This is a genomic window from Sulfitobacter sp. 1A15258 (genome assembly GCF_043557045.1).
Lineage (GTDB): Bacteria > Pseudomonadota > Alphaproteobacteria > Rhodobacterales > Rhodobacteraceae > Sulfitobacter > Sulfitobacter faviae.
Genome location: NZ_JBIFFK010000003.1, coordinates 39,288 through 53,653 on the forward strand (window position 1 = coordinate 39,288; position 14,366 = coordinate 53,653).

Annotated in this window: 16 protein-coding genes; 4 read left to right on the forward strand and 12 right to left on the reverse strand. The window is 62.7% G+C overall.

What is annotated here, in order from left to right; translation table 11 throughout:
* Positions 1 to 99: 99 nt before the first annotated feature.
* Both ACGYK9_RS07495 and pip read right to left on the reverse strand, forming a co-directional pair.
* Positions 100 to 963, reverse strand: coding sequence for an ABC transporter substrate-binding protein (locus ACGYK9_RS07495; RefSeq protein ID WP_394409086.1), 864 nt, complete (start codon positions 961 to 963; stop codon positions 100 to 102).
* A complete protein-coding gene (gene pip / locus ACGYK9_RS07500; protein ID WP_394409089.1) occupies positions 960 to 1,931 on the reverse strand; it encodes a prolyl aminopeptidase in 972 nt (323 codons plus the stop codon). Before pip ends, ACGYK9_RS07495 begins: the two co-directional genes overlap by 4 nt.
* A gap of 48 nt (positions 1,932 to 1,979) precedes the next feature.
* Here pip and ubiG point away from each other — a divergent pair, with 48 nt between their 5' ends.
* The gene (ubiG, locus tag ACGYK9_RS07505) at positions 1,980 to 2,750 is read left to right on the forward strand and encodes a bifunctional 2-polyprenyl-6-hydroxyphenol methylase/3-demethylubiquinol 3-O-methyltransferase UbiG (RefSeq protein WP_394409092.1); all 771 of its coding nucleotides are present in this window, start codon (positions 1,980 to 1,982) and stop codon (positions 2,748 to 2,750) included.
* On the opposite strand, the gene ACGYK9_RS07510 is transcribed toward ubiG, so the two are convergent.
* The 4 genes from ACGYK9_RS07510 to ACGYK9_RS07525 are packed head-to-tail and all read right to left on the reverse strand — an operon-like array spanning position 2,725 to position 5,033.
* Complete coding sequence (locus ACGYK9_RS07510) at positions 2,725 to 3,165, reverse strand: MarR family winged helix-turn-helix transcriptional regulator (protein WP_067265366.1); 441 nt, start codon at positions 3,163 to 3,165, stop codon at positions 2,725 to 2,727. The two genes, ubiG and ACGYK9_RS07510, sit on opposite strands and share 26 nt — an antisense overlap.
* An 11-nt stretch (positions 3,166 to 3,176) precedes the next feature.
* The gene (locus ACGYK9_RS07515; RefSeq protein ID WP_394409095.1) at positions 3,177 to 4,007 is read right to left on the reverse strand and encodes a carbon-nitrogen hydrolase family protein; all 831 of its coding nucleotides are present in this window, start codon (positions 4,005 to 4,007) and stop codon (positions 3,177 to 3,179) included.
* Positions 4,004 to 4,264, reverse strand: coding sequence for a glutaredoxin 3 (gene grxC / locus ACGYK9_RS07520; protein ID WP_067941907.1), 261 nt, complete (start codon positions 4,262 to 4,264; stop codon positions 4,004 to 4,006). The genes ACGYK9_RS07515 and grxC overlap by 4 nt, the downstream gene beginning before the upstream one ends.
* Before the next feature lie 37 nt (positions 4,265 to 4,301).
* A complete protein-coding gene (locus tag ACGYK9_RS07525) occupies positions 4,302 to 5,033 on the reverse strand; it encodes a ComF family protein (RefSeq protein ID WP_394409098.1) in 732 nt (243 codons plus the stop codon).
* A 14-nt stretch (positions 5,034 to 5,047) separates the two neighbouring features.
* Here ACGYK9_RS07525 and ACGYK9_RS07530 point away from each other — a divergent pair, with 14 nt between their 5' ends.
* Together ACGYK9_RS07530 and hemH are read left to right on the forward strand one after the other, a co-directional pair.
* Positions 5,048 to 5,866, forward strand: coding sequence for a methyltransferase domain-containing protein (locus ACGYK9_RS07530; RefSeq protein ID WP_394409100.1), 819 nt, complete (start codon positions 5,048 to 5,050; stop codon positions 5,864 to 5,866).
* Positions 5,867 to 5,918: 52 nt separating this feature from the next.
* The gene (gene hemH / locus ACGYK9_RS07535; protein ID WP_394409104.1) at positions 5,919 to 6,995 is read left to right on the forward strand and encodes a ferrochelatase; all 1,077 of its coding nucleotides are present in this window, start codon (positions 5,919 to 5,921) and stop codon (positions 6,993 to 6,995) included.
* A 103-nt stretch (positions 6,996 to 7,098) separates the two neighbouring features.
* On the opposite strand, the gene ACGYK9_RS07540 is transcribed toward hemH, so the two are convergent.
* Positions 7,099 to 7,281, reverse strand: a complete 183-nt coding sequence (locus ACGYK9_RS07540) for a hypothetical protein (protein WP_067261136.1) — start codon at positions 7,279 to 7,281, stop codon at positions 7,099 to 7,101.
* A gap of 141 nt (positions 7,282 to 7,422) precedes the next feature.
* Positions 7,423 to 8,034 (reverse strand): L,D-transpeptidase, encoded by a 612-nt coding sequence (locus tag ACGYK9_RS07545; protein ID WP_067261126.1) that lies wholly within the window; start codon positions 8,032 to 8,034, stop codon positions 7,423 to 7,425.
* Between the two features lie 168 nt (positions 8,035 to 8,202).
* Here ACGYK9_RS07545 and ACGYK9_RS07550 point away from each other — a divergent pair, with 168 nt between their 5' ends.
* Positions 8,203 to 8,700: a CAP domain-containing protein gene (locus ACGYK9_RS07550; protein ID WP_168612925.1), complete on the forward strand. Its 498-nt coding sequence runs from the start codon at positions 8,203 to 8,205 to the stop codon at positions 8,698 to 8,700.
* A gap of 62 nt (positions 8,701 to 8,762) precedes the next feature.
* On the opposite strand, the gene ACGYK9_RS07555 is transcribed toward ACGYK9_RS07550, so the two are convergent.
* The 4 genes from ACGYK9_RS07555 to ACGYK9_RS07570 form a co-directional block, all read right to left on the reverse strand.
* Positions 8,763 to 9,260 carry a murein L,D-transpeptidase family protein gene (locus ACGYK9_RS07555; RefSeq protein ID WP_168612924.1) on the reverse strand — a complete coding sequence of 166 codons (498 nt, stop codon included), beginning with the start codon at positions 9,258 to 9,260 and terminating at the stop codon, positions 8,763 to 8,765.
* Positions 9,261 to 9,371: 111 nt separating this feature from the next.
* The gene (locus tag ACGYK9_RS07560; RefSeq protein ID WP_394409108.1) at positions 9,372 to 10,595 is read right to left on the reverse strand and encodes a class I SAM-dependent RNA methyltransferase; all 1,224 of its coding nucleotides are present in this window, start codon (positions 10,593 to 10,595) and stop codon (positions 9,372 to 9,374) included.
* Between the two features lie 37 nt (positions 10,596 to 10,632).
* Positions 10,633 to 12,465 (reverse strand): ABC transporter ATP-binding protein, encoded by a 1,833-nt coding sequence (locus ACGYK9_RS07565; RefSeq protein ID WP_394409110.1) that lies wholly within the window; start codon positions 12,463 to 12,465, stop codon positions 10,633 to 10,635.
* On the reverse strand, positions 12,462 to 14,300 hold the full coding sequence (locus tag ACGYK9_RS07570; protein WP_394409113.1) for an ABC transporter ATP-binding protein: 1,839 nt from the start codon (positions 14,298 to 14,300) through the stop codon (positions 12,462 to 12,464). The genes ACGYK9_RS07565 and ACGYK9_RS07570 overlap by 4 nt, the downstream gene beginning before the upstream one ends.
* Positions 14,301 to 14,366: the final 66 nt, after the last annotated feature.

Consider the following 14,366-nt stretch of genomic DNA (forward strand, 5'->3'; position numbering starts at 1 on the left):
CGCGGCCCGTTCACGAATTCGGTGGAGCCTTCGGTTTGGACCCGAAAGCGCCGCTGTTGAAGGGGATATAGGCCGAATGCGGCGAAACTGCAACCCCTCTCAGCCGAACCACCACCGCTCGGGCGCGCGCAGGTTGTCCATCGGCGCTTGCCGACCGGGGTTCGGTGGCTGGCGCAGATCGCCCGACAGAGCGCTGACGCCCCCGGCGTTATCGGCCTGAAGGGTCACATCACCACGCTCGCGATAGCGCGGCCGCGCGGGTAAATCCGTTGCATCAACAAGCCCTTCGCTCAGCGCCTGCGCCCGCACGTCACGGGCGGGGATCGACACAAGCTCAACCGTATCGAACCACCCGGCGGTGCCGTCCTTGTAATGCGTCTCTACCCGTTCGGCCAAAACCTGACGTCCGGCGAAAAAGCGCCGCAGACGGTAAAGCCCGGTGCCAATCCCGGCCTCGGGCGCATGGGCGGGGCGGATCACATAGCGCGATTGCGCCAGCAGGAGCGGCAGGTCAGGATTCGCCGCCGCCAATGTGACCTGCACTTGCAGATCGTCCTGAACGGCGACCTCGGCCCCGGCCAGAAGACCGCGCAGACTGGCCACCACATCGCGGGCCGTCAGGGGGCTGCCGTCGTGAAAACGCACATCGGGGCGCAGATCGAACTGCCACTGCCGGGCACCATCGCTGGCCTGCCAACCGGTCGCCAACTCACCCTTGAGGATGCCGTTGCCGGTGACTTCGGTCAGCGTGTCAAAGATCATCCCCTGCCGCGCGACCTGCATGAAGAGCCCATCGCCATGGACCCAAGTGTCCTCTCGCGTGGCACCTGAAAGCGCCAGCCGCAAACGGCCTCCGCGCCGGGGCGGCTCCCCCGCGCTGGCACCTGTTGCGGCCAACAGGGCCGCCGCCGCACCGGTGGTAAAAAGCGCCCGGCGATCCAGCAGAGAGTTACGCCCGCTCATCGCTGCCCGATCCTATCCATCGTGCGCACCAATTCGGCACTGATCCCCGGCTCCGACAAGGCGTGGCCCGCATCCCGGATCATCCGCAGGTCGGCATTGGGCCAACGTTCGGCCAGCGCAAAGGCGCCCGCAGGCGGGCAGATCATGTCATAGCGCCCCTGCACGATGACCCCCGGGATATGCGCGATCCGCCCCATATGTTTGAGGATCTGACCGTCGAACTCCAAAAAACCATTGTTGGTAAAATAGTGGTTCTCCAGCCGCGAAAAGGCCCGCGCATAGGCCGATGGCCCGCCATGCGAAACACCATCGGAATGCACCGAGGCCAGCGCGTTCTCCCAAGCGGCCCATGCGCGGCCATAGTCCTGCTCGACCCGCAGGTCGCCCGAGAACAGCCGCCGGTGATAGGCCGCGATCAGATCGTCCCGCTCATCTTCGGGGATCAGGTTCACGAAACGCGCCCAAAGCTCGGGCCAGAACCGCCCGGCCCCACCGCCGTAAAACCAATCAAGCTCGGCCTGCGTCATCAGAAAGACGCCGCGCAGGATCAGATGGCGCACCGCTTCGGGGTGCGCTTGGGCATAGATCAGCGAAAGCGTCGCGCCCCAAGAGCCGCCAAAAACCATCCATTTGTCGATGCCGAGCGTGGTGCGAATCAGCTCGATATCGGCGACCAGATGCCATGTCGTGTTATCGGTGACCGAGGCATGCGGGGTGGACCGCCCGCAGCCGCGCTGATCGAACAGCACAACGCGGTAAACCTTAGGGTCGAAATACCGCCGCATCGCCGGGCTGCAACCGCCGCCGGGGCCGCCATGCAGCACAACGACAGGGATGCCCTCGGGGTTGCCGCATTGCTCGACATAGACCTGATGCCCCTGCCCTACGGACAACATCCGCTGGTCGAAAGGCTCAACCGGCGGATAAAGATGCGGCGCGCCGCGTTTTTGGTCGGGATACTTGTCCATTGCCGCCCTATATAGTCATTGAACCCAAAAGAGCATAGGGAGATCAGAATGCAAGCGGATCAATCAACCATCGACCCCGCCGAGATCGCCAAATTCGAAGCCATGGCCGCCGAATGGTGGGATCTGAACGGCAAGTTCAAGCCGCTGCACATGCTGAACCCCTGCCGGTTGGACTACATCACCAGCCAGATCGCGGGGGAGTTCGACCGCGACCTGACGGCCCCTGCCCCCTTCGCGGGGCTGCGCATCCTCGACATCGGCTGCGGCGGCGGGTTGCTGTCCGAACCGATGGCGCGGCTCGGGGCCGATGTGGTGGGCGCGGATGCGGCGGCGGGCAACATCCCCGTGGCGCAGATCCACGCGCAGCAATCGGGGCTAGAGATCGACTACCGCCACACCACCGCCGAAGACATGGCCGATGCCGGTGAGAAATTCGACGTGGTGCTGAACATGGAGGTGGTCGAACATGTCGCCTCTCCCATCGGCTATCTAATCGCTTGCCGTCGCCTGCTGAAACCCGGCGGGCTGCACATCTGTTCGACCCTGAACCGCAATCCAAAGTCCTTTATGATGGCCATCGTCGGGGCCGAGCATGTGATGCGCTGGCTGCCCAAGGGCACCCATGACTGGAACAAGTTCATCACCCCCGATGAGCTTTTCGACCTGCTGAGCCGCGCCGGGCTGGAGCCGGTGGATCGCAAAGGTTTCGTCTTTAACCCCGTCGCATGGTCGTGGCGGCTATCGGATCGGGATTTAAGCGTGAACTACGTCACCGCCAGCCTTAATCCGGGCCTCAACCCTGGCTCAACTGACGTCTGAGCGCGCGCAGGATCGGGAGCGTGGCGCGAACCTGTTCTTCGCCAAGCTCCCCCACCACGTTCGAGATCATCGGCGTGATCGCATTCACCGCCGCATCCCGCGCCTGCCGCCCGGCGGGGCTGATCGCGACCATCTTCCGCCGCGCGTCGTCCCAATCGGGGCGGATATGGACGTAACCGGCCCATTCCAGTTTGCTCAGCGTGTTGGTCATCGCCCCGCGCGTGACGTTGAATGTCTCGGCCAGTTGCGCGGGCGAGCGTTCGCCGCCGTGCCACGACAAGCTGTTCAGCACCGAGAAATGCGAAATCTCCATGCCCCGCGGCAGCACCCGTGTCAGGCGACTGCGCACCGATTGGTCGGCGGCCAGCAATTCTCCGAACAACATGATCGCAAGGGTGTTTTTATCGTCGGTCATTTTCGGTCCGGTCAGGGCGCGGCAAAGGGGCGGCGGTTGGCAAGGCTGGGCACTTTGGCGCGGGCCTTGTCACATTCTTCCATGTCCATGTCACAAAAGTAAACGCCGGGGGCTGTCCCGGCATCCAACACCACCTCCCCCCAAGGGGCCACGACCAGTGAATGCCCATAGGTGTCGCGGGTTTTATGCGCGGCGCTGGCATGGGTGCCCGTCTGGGCCGGGGCCAGCACATAGCAGCCATTCTCAATCGCCCGCGCCCGCAGCAGACTGTGCCAATGCGCCGCCCCGGTGACCGGAGAGAAGGCCGCAGGCATGGTCAGGATACGCGCACCGGCCTCGGCCAAAGCTTGATAGAGCGCCGGGAAACGCATGTCGTAGCAGATCGACATGCCGATCTTACCAAAAGGCGTCTCTGCGACCACGGCCTTGTCGCCGGGGCGGTAGCCTGCGGACTCGCGGTAGCTTTCGGTTTCGTTGATATCCACATCGAACATATGGATCTTGTCGTAACGCGCGACGATCTCCCCCCCCGGGGAAATCAGGAAAGACCGGTTGGCAAAGCGCCCGTCCCCCTCACGCGTTTTCAACCCGAGCGAGCCGATCAGCAGCCAGATGCCCGCCTTCGCCGCCTCTTCGCGCAGGGCCGCGAGGGTGGCATCGTCTTCCTCATAGGCCAGCACCGACTGCTGGTGGCTGCGGCTGGTGCTGACGCAATTCGTCACCTCGGGGGTCAGGACAAACTCGGCCCCGCCCGCCACCGCCTCGCGCAGCAGGGCGCGGGTCTCGATCAAGTTGGCGGCGGGATCGTCCGAGACGTTAAGTTGCAGCAGCGCGATTTTCATCTGTCTTGCAGCAACGCGTCGAGTTTGCCAGCACGGTCCAGCGCATAAAGCTCATCACAGCCGCCCACATGCACGTCGCCGATGAAAATCTGCGGCACGGTGCGGGCACCGCCTGCGCGCTGGATCATCTCTTTCTTGCGCTCAGGCTCCGACAGCACATCGACTTCGTCAAAGGCCGCGCCCTTTTGGGTCAGCAGACGTTTGGCGGAATGACAAAAACCGCAGAGCGGCGACGTGTAGATTTCGACAGGTTGCATAGGATCACCCTTTGAACAGTTAACGTTGCACAGTGATCTAGGTCTCTTTGGCCACGCGCGCCAGTGCCAGCACGAAAACGGGGCCGGACCCGGCGGCCAGACAGGCCTGCGTGCAGGCGGTCAATGTGGCGCCGGAGGTAAAGACATCGTCCACCAAAATCACCGGTCGCATGATGATACGGTGCCGCCGTCGCGGATGCACGCGGATCGCCTGCTCCAACACGCGATACCGGGCTGCACGGCCCAAACCCTCCAGCGATGGCGTATGCCGGACCCGCTGCAACAGATCGGGACACCAGCGGTGCCCGGTTTCTGCCGACAGCGCCTTGGCCAGCAGAGCCGATTGATTGTAACGCCGTTTCAGCAAACGCAGCCAATGCAGCGGCACCGGCACAATCAGCGCCTCTTGCGGCAGGGTGCCGTGGGCCGCCTGCGCCATCCAACGGGCGGCCGGGCGGGCGATCTCTTGCCGGTCGCTATGTTTCAGCGCCAGAACCAGCCTGCGCCCCATATCGCGGTAGATGAGCGCCGTGCGCCCCTGCGCCCATGACCGCGGCGTGGCAAGACAGGCATCACAATGGGGTGAACCCACATCCCCGCCGCCCGGCAGGGGCACGCCGCAGGCATCGCAGACCGTTCCCCCGATGAAGGCCGTGTCGCGCCAGCAGGTGCCGCAGAGGCCGAAATCCGCATCGACAAGCCCGCCGCAGCCCAGACAGCGCGGCGGGTAGATAAGCGACACTGCTGTTTGAAGTCCCCGTGGCGGCATTCTATGTGTTCCCCATGACAGCACAGCCCAACCTGACCGACCCCAAGGCCCTCGCCCAGCACCGCGCCCGCGCGACGACACGGGGCATGTTCCTGCAACAAGCAGCCGCCGATGAGGTTCAGGATCGGCTGAGTTTGGTTAAGAAAACGTTTACCGCACCGGCCATCGTGACCGGCTTCCCCCAAGTCTGGGCAGAGGCGTTCCCCAAGGCCAAGATTGTTGCCGAGGCCGAGGTGCTCGCGCTGGAACCGCAGGCGCATGATCTGGTGATCCACGCCATGGGGCTGCATTGGGCGAATGACCCCATCGGCCAATTGATCCAATGTCGGCGCGCGCTGCGCCCCGACGGGCTGTTGCAGGCCGTGGCGCTTGGCGGGCAAACCCTGCATGAGTTGCGCGCCTGCCTTGGGCAGGCCGAAGCCGAAGTGACCGGCGGCCTGTCGCCCCGCATCGCCCCGATGGGGGAACTGCGCGATCTGGGCGCGCTGCTGCAACGCGCGGGGCTGGCCCTGCCCGTGGCCGATAGCCAACCGCTGACCGTGGAATATGATGACGCATGGGCCCTGATGCGCGACCTGCGCGAAATGGGAGAGACCAACGCCCTGCAAGCCCGTCTGCGCCGCCCCACCGGCCGCGCCGTGCTGGCCCATGCGGCCGAGCTTTACGCCACGCATTTCACCGCCGCCTCGGGCCGGATCATGGCGACTTTCGACATGATCTTCCTTGCCGGTTGGGCACCGGACGAAAGCCAACAGAAACCTTTGCGCCCTGGATCAGCGCAGCAACGGCTGGCAGATGCGCTGAATAGTCGCGAGGAACCCCTCCCCGATTGACCCAATCGGCAAAGCGGCTATCTCTGCGCGGATGATATGCGAGGAACCCCCCATGCAGGCAGCCCAGCCCCAATCCGCCCAAGCCGACGCCACCCAACCCGAACACGGCCCCACCGATCACCCCAAAGTCCCGCGTCCCAAAGTTGGCGTTTTGCTCGCCAACCTTGGCACGCCGGACGGGTATGACTATTGGTCGATGCGCCGCTACCTAAGCGAGTTCCTCTCGGACCGCCGGGTGATCGACTACAGCCCGTGGAAATGGCAACCGCTGTTGCAGACGGTGATCCTCACGAAACGCCCCTTTGCCAGCGGCGCGGCCTATAAATCCATCTGGAACGAGGCCGAGAACGAAAGCCCGCTGGCGACGATCACCAAATCGCAAACCGCCAAGATCAAAGCGGCGCTTGAGGCGCGCTACGGGGCCGATGTGATGGTCGATTACGCCATGCGCTATGGCAACCCATCGACCCGCTCCAAGGTCGAGGCGATGGTCGCCGCTGGATGCCAGAAGATACTGTTCTTCCCGCTTTATCCGCAATATGCCGGGGCCACGACCGCAACCGCGAATGACGCTTTCTTTGCCGCGCTGGCCAAAGAGAAATGGCAACCCGCCTCGCGCACCGTGGCCCCCTATTTCGACCGCCCCGACTATATCGAAGCGCTGGCGCAATCGGTCGAGCGTGCCTATGCCGCGAAGGACAAGAAGCCCGATCTGCTGGTCTGCTCCTACCACGGTCTGCCGCAGCGCTATCTGATGGAGGGTGACCCCTACCACTGCCAATGTCAGAAAACGACGCGCCTGTTGAAGGAACGCTTGGGCTGGCAGGACAGTGAGATCATCACGACCTTCCAGTCGCAGTTCGGCCCGGAGGAATGGCTGCAACCCTATACGGTTGAAGAGGTCGCGCGTCAGGCCAAGGCGGGCAAGAAAAGCATCGCCGTCTGCGCGCCTGCCTTCTCGGCCGATTGCATCGAAACGCTGGAAGAGATCAACGAAGAGATCAAGGAGAGCTTTGAAGAGGCAGGCGGCGAGGATTTCACCTATATTCCCTGCCTGAACGACGATGCGGCGCATATCGAAACGCTGACCACGATCATCACCGAGAACTTGGGCGGCTGGCTGGACTAAGCCCGCCTTGGGGTCGCTGCGGCGGCCCCTTTTCAGAACCTCGCGCAGAAAACAAAAAAGGCGATGCATTGCACCGCCTTTTCCGTTTGATCGTCAGTTCCGATTAGTCGGAAGCAACAGCTGCGGCAACCAGGGCCAGCAGGATCAGGGGAACCAGGATGCCCGAGGACGAACCTGTTGTTTCTTCCACGATGACCGGTGCTTCGACGATCGGCTCGGCCAGCGAACCGGCAAAAGCAGTCGATGCAGCAGCGGACAGAGCAGCGGCGAGAACGAGTTTCTTCATAACATAACCTCCAGAATAGGCGTGCTGTATCATATACATACACGCACCCAAGACTTACCTCGTAATCCTGTTCTAAACAGTATCGGCAAAAGTTTGCAAACCCGGAATCAGCTATTGCATCAAGGAATCAGGGGGATGTCGTCAAATAAGCAACACCTGCGTGCCGACCTTTGTCAGGGCAAAAAGTTCGGCGATATGTTCGTTATAGAGCCCGATGCAACCATTGGAAGACTTACGTCCAATTTTTCGTGTGTCGTGGGTTCCGTGGATACGATAGTAGGTCCAGCTGAGGTATAGCGCATGGGTGCCCAGAGGGTTGTCCGGGCCGGGGCCGACATAGGGCGGCCATTCGGGATTGCGCTTGAGCATCGACGGCGTGGGACGCCAGCTTGGCCCCTCGACCTTTTTGATGACACGGGTCCGGCCACGGCGTGTGAGGTCTTCGGTCAGCGGCACCGAAGAGGGGTAGAGTTTGTAAACGCTCTGATCCTCGGACCAGTAGTGCACCGCCCGGCTGTCGATATCGACCAGCACCGCGCCATTGCGCGTGTTGCTGAAATAGGGGCGCCAATCCAGCATCCGGAAACTCGAGACATTGCGTTTGACCGCTTCGGTCAGGTCACGCTCCGTCTCGGTCGTGGCGGTGGAGTTGAAAGAAGAGGTGCTTTGCGCCAGCGCGGGTGTGGCGAGCATCGCGGCGCTGCCAGCAAGGAAGCCACGGCGGCTCTTGATCGAAAAACGGGGAGCGGACATGGAGCGTCTCCAAAACTGAAATTATGCTAATTAATGCCAGTTATATGGCTCGAAAGACGCAGTTTCAATTGAAACCGGGGCCGCACGGCAGAGTCATGCCTATGTGCGTTTGAACTGCAACGCGCCCCGATGTAAGGCAGAAAAAACTTCATAGCGTGGAGCGCTCATATGATCCGTATCCTGTCCATTCTACTGGCGCTGACGGTTGCGCTATCTGCTTGTACCCCGTCCAGCACGACCGGCGGCAAAGCCGGCGGCACCTACCGCATCAGCCGCTCCGACGCGGGTACGATCCAATTCCGCATGCTCGACTCCGTCAATGCGCTGCGCAGCTCTGCCGGGGTGACGCCGCTGGCGCTGGATGCCAAGCTGAACGCCGCTGCCGCCACCCATTCGCGCGATATGGCGGTGCAAAACCGCCCCTGGCATTTCGGCTCTGACGGGTCCTCGCCCATCGATCGCATTCAGCGCGTGGGCTATACCGGCGGTCTGGTCGGCGAGGTAATCTCGGAAACCTATGAGACCGAGCTTGAGACCCTCGCCGCGTGGATGGAGCAACCCGACACGCGCCGCATTCTGATGGCCCCCGATGGCCGTCAGATGGGTTTCGCATGGCATCAGGAAAACGGTGGCAAGATCTGGTGGACGCTGGTCGTCGGCAACTGATTTTTGCCTAACCAAGCAGCCAGTCCGGCCCCTGCGGGGGCCGGTGTCGTATCAAGCGGCCCTTAGGGCGTGATCAGGATCGGCGTGCCATCTCGCACCATCGCGTAGACATCTTCGATTTCCTTGTTGGTGACCGCGATACAGCCCCAAGTCCAATCGTGCTTTTCCTTCTTCCGCGGGTCTTTCTGCCCGTGGATAAAGATATCGCCCCCCGGGCTTTTGCCCATGGCGCGGGCGTTTTCGATATCGCGCGCGTTCGGGTAATCGATCCCGACAGAAAGATGGAAACGGCTGTTCGGGTTGCGACGGTCGATTCGATACAGCCCTTCGGGCGTGCGGCCATCCCCCTCAAAGGCTTTGTGGCCCACCGGAGCGAAGCCCAGTTTGATCCGGTAATCTTCGAGCACGCGGTTATGGTGCAACAGCATCATGCGGCGTTGGCTTTTGTTCACAACCACATAGGTCACTTCAGGACCGGTGTAACGTTTGAACTTACTGCTGCTGCACGCGCCAAGCGCCACCATAGCGGTGCCGCCAAGTATCATCGTCCTGCGTTTCATCACTGTGCCCTCAACGCCCCGGCCATTCCGGCCTTTTTATCCGCGTTACCATAGAGAGGGATTAATTTCACTCAAAAAGCGGTGATCCGCCGCGTCATATGAGGCCGTGGATTAGCTTTCAGGCAGGGTCAGACAGGCAGCGAGTTCCACATGGGACGACCAGCGGAACTGGTCGACCACCTGTACCCAGTCCAGCCGATAGCCTGCCGCGACCATGTTCTGCACATCGCGGGCAAAGCTCACCGGATTGCAAGAGACATAGGCCACGCGCGGCACCTCGGCGCGGATGATCTCGGCCACCTGCGCTTCGGCCCCTGCGCGGGGCGGGTCGAGCACCACAGCGTCGATCTTGGCCAGTTCATCTGGAAGGAGCGGTCGGCGAAACAGGTCGCGTGCCTCGGCAGTGAGCGGCTTGGCCCCCTTGGCCCGACGCCAGCCGCCTTCCAGCGCGGCGATCATCTCGGCATCGCCTTCCACCGCGTGCACCCGCGCCTGCTGCGCCAAGGGCAAGGCAAAGGTGCCGCAGCCCGCGAAAAGATCGGCCACAACCTCGGCCTCGCCCACCGCATCCCTGACCGCGTCGAGCAGGGACGCTTCGCCATGACGGGTCGCCTGCAAGAAGGCGCCCGGCGGCGGCGTGACCGGCGCATCGCCAAAGCGCTGTACGGGCGGCGCGCGCATCGCAATTACCTCGCCATCCCATGTCAGCCGAGCCAGAGATAGAGCCTCACAAGCCTGCGCCAATTGCTGGCGCAGCGGCCCGTCGAGCGGTTTGCCATTGGCAACAGAGACCTCCAGCCCCTCTTCCGACAGGGTTACCGTGACGGCCAATTCGGCCTTTCGGCTCGTGCCGATCAGCGCCAGTTCTTCGGCGACTTTCAGCCCCGGCAGCAAGGCGGGATCGACCAACTGACAGCCCGGCACCTCGATCAGCACGTCAGAGGCGCGGCCATGAAAGCCCGCCATAGCGCCCTTTTTCGTCCGCCGCGCGGCAAATGTGGCCCGGCGGCGCGATTGCGCGGGGGAGGTTTGGATGGGGCGAAATTCTGTCTCTAGCCCATGAGCCGAAAGCGCGTTGCGCACCACATCGACCTTCCAAGCCGCCACGAAATCATCCGCGGCATGTTGCAACTGGCAGCCGCCGCAGGATTTGAAATGGCGACAGGGCGGCGCGACCCGCTGGTCGGAGGGGGTGACGATCCGCACATCGCGAAGCTGCTGCCCATCGACAACGCCGGTGACGGTTTCCCCCGGCAGGGTCATCGGGGCAAAGATCGGACCTTCGGCGATGCCGTCGCCGTGGTGGCCGAGACGCAAGATTTCATGTTCAGTCATAGCCTGCCCATAGCGCGGCAAAGCCTTCTGGGAAAGCCTATTCCGCCGCCTTTACATCCAGAAACCCGCCCGACTGCCGGTGCCAATAGCGCGCATAAAGCCCGTCTTGGGCAAGCAAATCGGCATGGCTGCCAATCTCTGCAATGCGACCCGCGTCCAGCACCATGATGCGGTCCATCTCGGTCAGGGTCGACAGACGGTGGGCGATGGCCAGCACGGTTTTGCCTTCCATCACACGATCTAGGGTCTGCTGAATGGCGGCCTCCACCTCGCTATCAAGGGCGCTCGTCGCCTCGTCCAACACCAGTATCGGCGCGTCTTTCAGGATCGCCCGGGCCAAAGCGATGCGCTGGCGCTGGCCGCCGGAAAGCTTCACCCCACGCTCGCCCAGATGCGCGTCATAGCCGTGGCGACCCTTGTGATCTTCGAGTTGCTGAATGAACTCATGCGCCTCGGCGCGTTCGGCGGCGGCAATGACCTCAGCTTCGGTCGCGTCGGGGCGGCCATACAGGATGTTGTCCCGCGCGGAGCGGTTGAACATCGCCGTCTCCTGCGTGACCATGCCGATATTGCGGCGCAGGCTCTCTTGGGTCACCGTCGTGGTATCCACCCCGTCGATCAATATCTTGCCCTGTTCTGGTTCATAGAGCCGCAAGAGCAGCGCCACGAGGGTCGATTTCCCCGCCCCCGAAGCACCGACGATGCCCAGCTTCTCACCCGGTTGGATGGTCAGCGAGATGCGGTCGATGCCGCCAGTCTGACGGCCATAGGCAAAGCCCAGATCGCGCAACTCGATCTCTCCGGCCTCGACGACCAGTTCCTGCGCATCAGGCTCATCATCCAGCCGCACGCGCGGCGTCAGGGTGCGCATGCCGTCTTCGACCTCCCCAATATTGGAATAGATCGCCATCAGCGTGAAAGAGACCCAGCCCGTCATCTGCGCGATACGGATCGCGATAGCGCCGGAGGCGACGATATCGCCCTCACTCGCCAATCCGCGCTGCCACAGCAGGATCGTCCCGCCCAGCAACAGAACCGGCAAAAGCCCCGCAAGGCTCATCAGCGCCAAACGGAACCCGGCGGCGAGGTAGCCGAACTCCAAGGCCCGGGCGCGAAAGCTCTGCATCGCGGAAAGTGCCGCGCGATCTTCGTGATCGGCATGGGCGAAAAGCTTCACCGTCTTGATGTTGGTGATCGTATCGACCACCTGCCCCGACACCATCGCCCGCGCCCCGGCCCGTCCCGCGGCCCGTTTGCGCACGCGCGGCAAGAACCAGTTGATCAGCGCCAGATACATCACCAGCCAGACGGAAAACCCAACCGCCACACGCCAGTCGATCGCCAAAAGCAAGGCGACCGACCCCGCCAGAGAGGCAAGCGCAAAGGCCACCACGTTGATCACCTCGGCGGCCACATCCGTCACCGCCCGCGCGGCCTGCATCTGCTTTTGCGCAATGCGCCCGGCGAAGTCTTCGTCAAAAAAATTGACGTTCTGCCCCAGCGTCCAACGGTGCAGCCGCGACAACACCAGCGGGTTCACATTGGGCTGCACCATGATCGCGTTAGAGGCCGAGGAGAGGCCAAACAGCACGGGACGCGCCACAAGGAAAAACGCAATCGCGCCCAAGACCAGAACCAGACTGCTGCCCTCAAAAAACCGCTCTGGCCCCGCGCTGACCGTGGCATCGATCACCTTGCCCAATATCCACGCTGTGCCCGCCTCCATCGCGCCAGCGGCGGCAGATAGAAAGGCGGCGAGCCAGAGCACCGGCCAAGCGCCTGCAAGGCACCAGCGGATGAAGGCCCACAGGGTCTGCGGTGGCGGCCCCTCGGCGGGGCGAAACGGGTTGATCCAATTCGAAATGCTCACGTCTTGTCATCCAATGCGAGAAAACCGCCCGACTGACGGTGCCAGAAAGCTGCATATAGGCCAGCTTTCTGCAAAAGCGCGTCATGGCTGCCCTCTTCGACGATACGGCCTTGATCCAGAACCAGAATTCGGTCCATCTCGGCAATCGTCGACAGCCTGTGCGCGATGGCGATGACGGTCTTGCCCGCCATCATGCCATAGAGCGTTTCCTGAATGACCGCCTCCACCTCACTGTCGAGCGCGCTTGTCGCCTCATCCAACAACAAGATCGGCGCGTCCTTGAGGATCACCCGCGCCAGCGTGATCCGCTGTCGTTGCCCGCCGGACAGTTTCACGCCCCGCTCGCCCACACGCGCGTCATAACCCGAGCGCCCCTCAGGGTCGGTCAGATCGAGGATGAACTCATGCGCCTGCGCCTGTTTCGCCGCCGCGATCATCTCGGCCTCGCTGGCGTCGGGACGGCCATAAAGGATATTCTCGCGCACCGAGCGATGCAGCAGCGAGGAATCCTGCTGCACCACACCGATATGCCGCCGCAGACTGTCTTGCCGGACCTGTGCGATGTCCTGCCCGTCGATCCGAATTTCGCCCGTTTCGGCGTCGTAGAACCGCAGTATCAGCTTCACGAGGGTCGATTTTCCCGCGCCCGAGCGGCCCACAAGGCCAATCCTATCGCCCGGCTGCACGGTGATATTGATGTCCTGAACCCCGCCGCTGTCGCGCCCGTAGTGATGGCTCAGCCCCGCCATTTCGATCCGCCCTTCGGTCAGCTTTAGCGGCGGCGCATCTTGGCGGTCGGTGAGGGCGAGGGGCTGGGCAATGGTCTCCATCCCTTCGGCGACGACACCCAATTCGCGGAAAAAGCTCGACAGCGCCCACATGATCCAACCGGTCATGGAATTGAGCCGCAGCGCCAGCGCGGCGGCAGCGGCGACGACACCGACACTTGCCTCCGCCCCCATCCACAGCACCAAGGCCCAGCCGACGACGCCCACGATCAACATGCCGTTGAGAAGGGTGAGCACCACATCCATGATGGTGAAGATACGCATCTCACCTTGAAACGTGCGCCGCGCCTCTTCGATGGCCTCGCCCGCGAAATCGACCTCTAGATCATGATGCGCGAACATCTTGACCGAATGGATATTGGTATAGGCATCCACCACGCGCCCCGTCACCTGCGACCGCGCGTCCGACGCGGCTTTGGACGCAGGGCCGACCCGTTTGATCGTCCAAGCCACCAAGCCGCCATAGAGGATGAACCACCCCAAAAGCGGCACTAATAAACGGATATCCGAGGTAGAGAGCAGGATCGCCGCGCCGATCATATAGGCCAGCGAGTAAGAGATCGCATCAAAGACCTGAAAGACGACCTCCCCCGCTGCCGGTGGCGTTTGCATGATCCGGTTGGCAATACGCCCGGCAAAGTCATTCTCAAACCAGCCCACCGATTGCCGCAAGACATGGCGATGCGCCCGCCAACGGATCAACGTGCCGAAGTTCGGCAAGATCGCATTGTTCAAAAGCATCACATCGACCGCCTGCACCATGGGCCGCAGCAACAGCACGGCCAGCGCCACGAGGATCAGCTCGGTCCCATGTTCCGCCCACATCTGCGCGGGATCGCTGCCCAGCAGATCGACGATGCGGCCCATGTAGTAGATCAGCCCAACCTCGATCGCGGCGACGAGGATCGCCATCAGCCCGGCGAGGGCAAATACCTTTTTGAACGGCTGCGCATAGTCCCGCAGGAAGGGCCAGAGCCCTTGTGGCGGCACGTCCTTCTCGCGATAGGAGGCATAGGGATCGACGAGATTCTCGAAAAAGCGAAACATGGGGAGACCTTGAAAAACAGACGTGCAAAATGTTCGGCACCGCCCAAGAGCAGAGCCGCAAAGGGG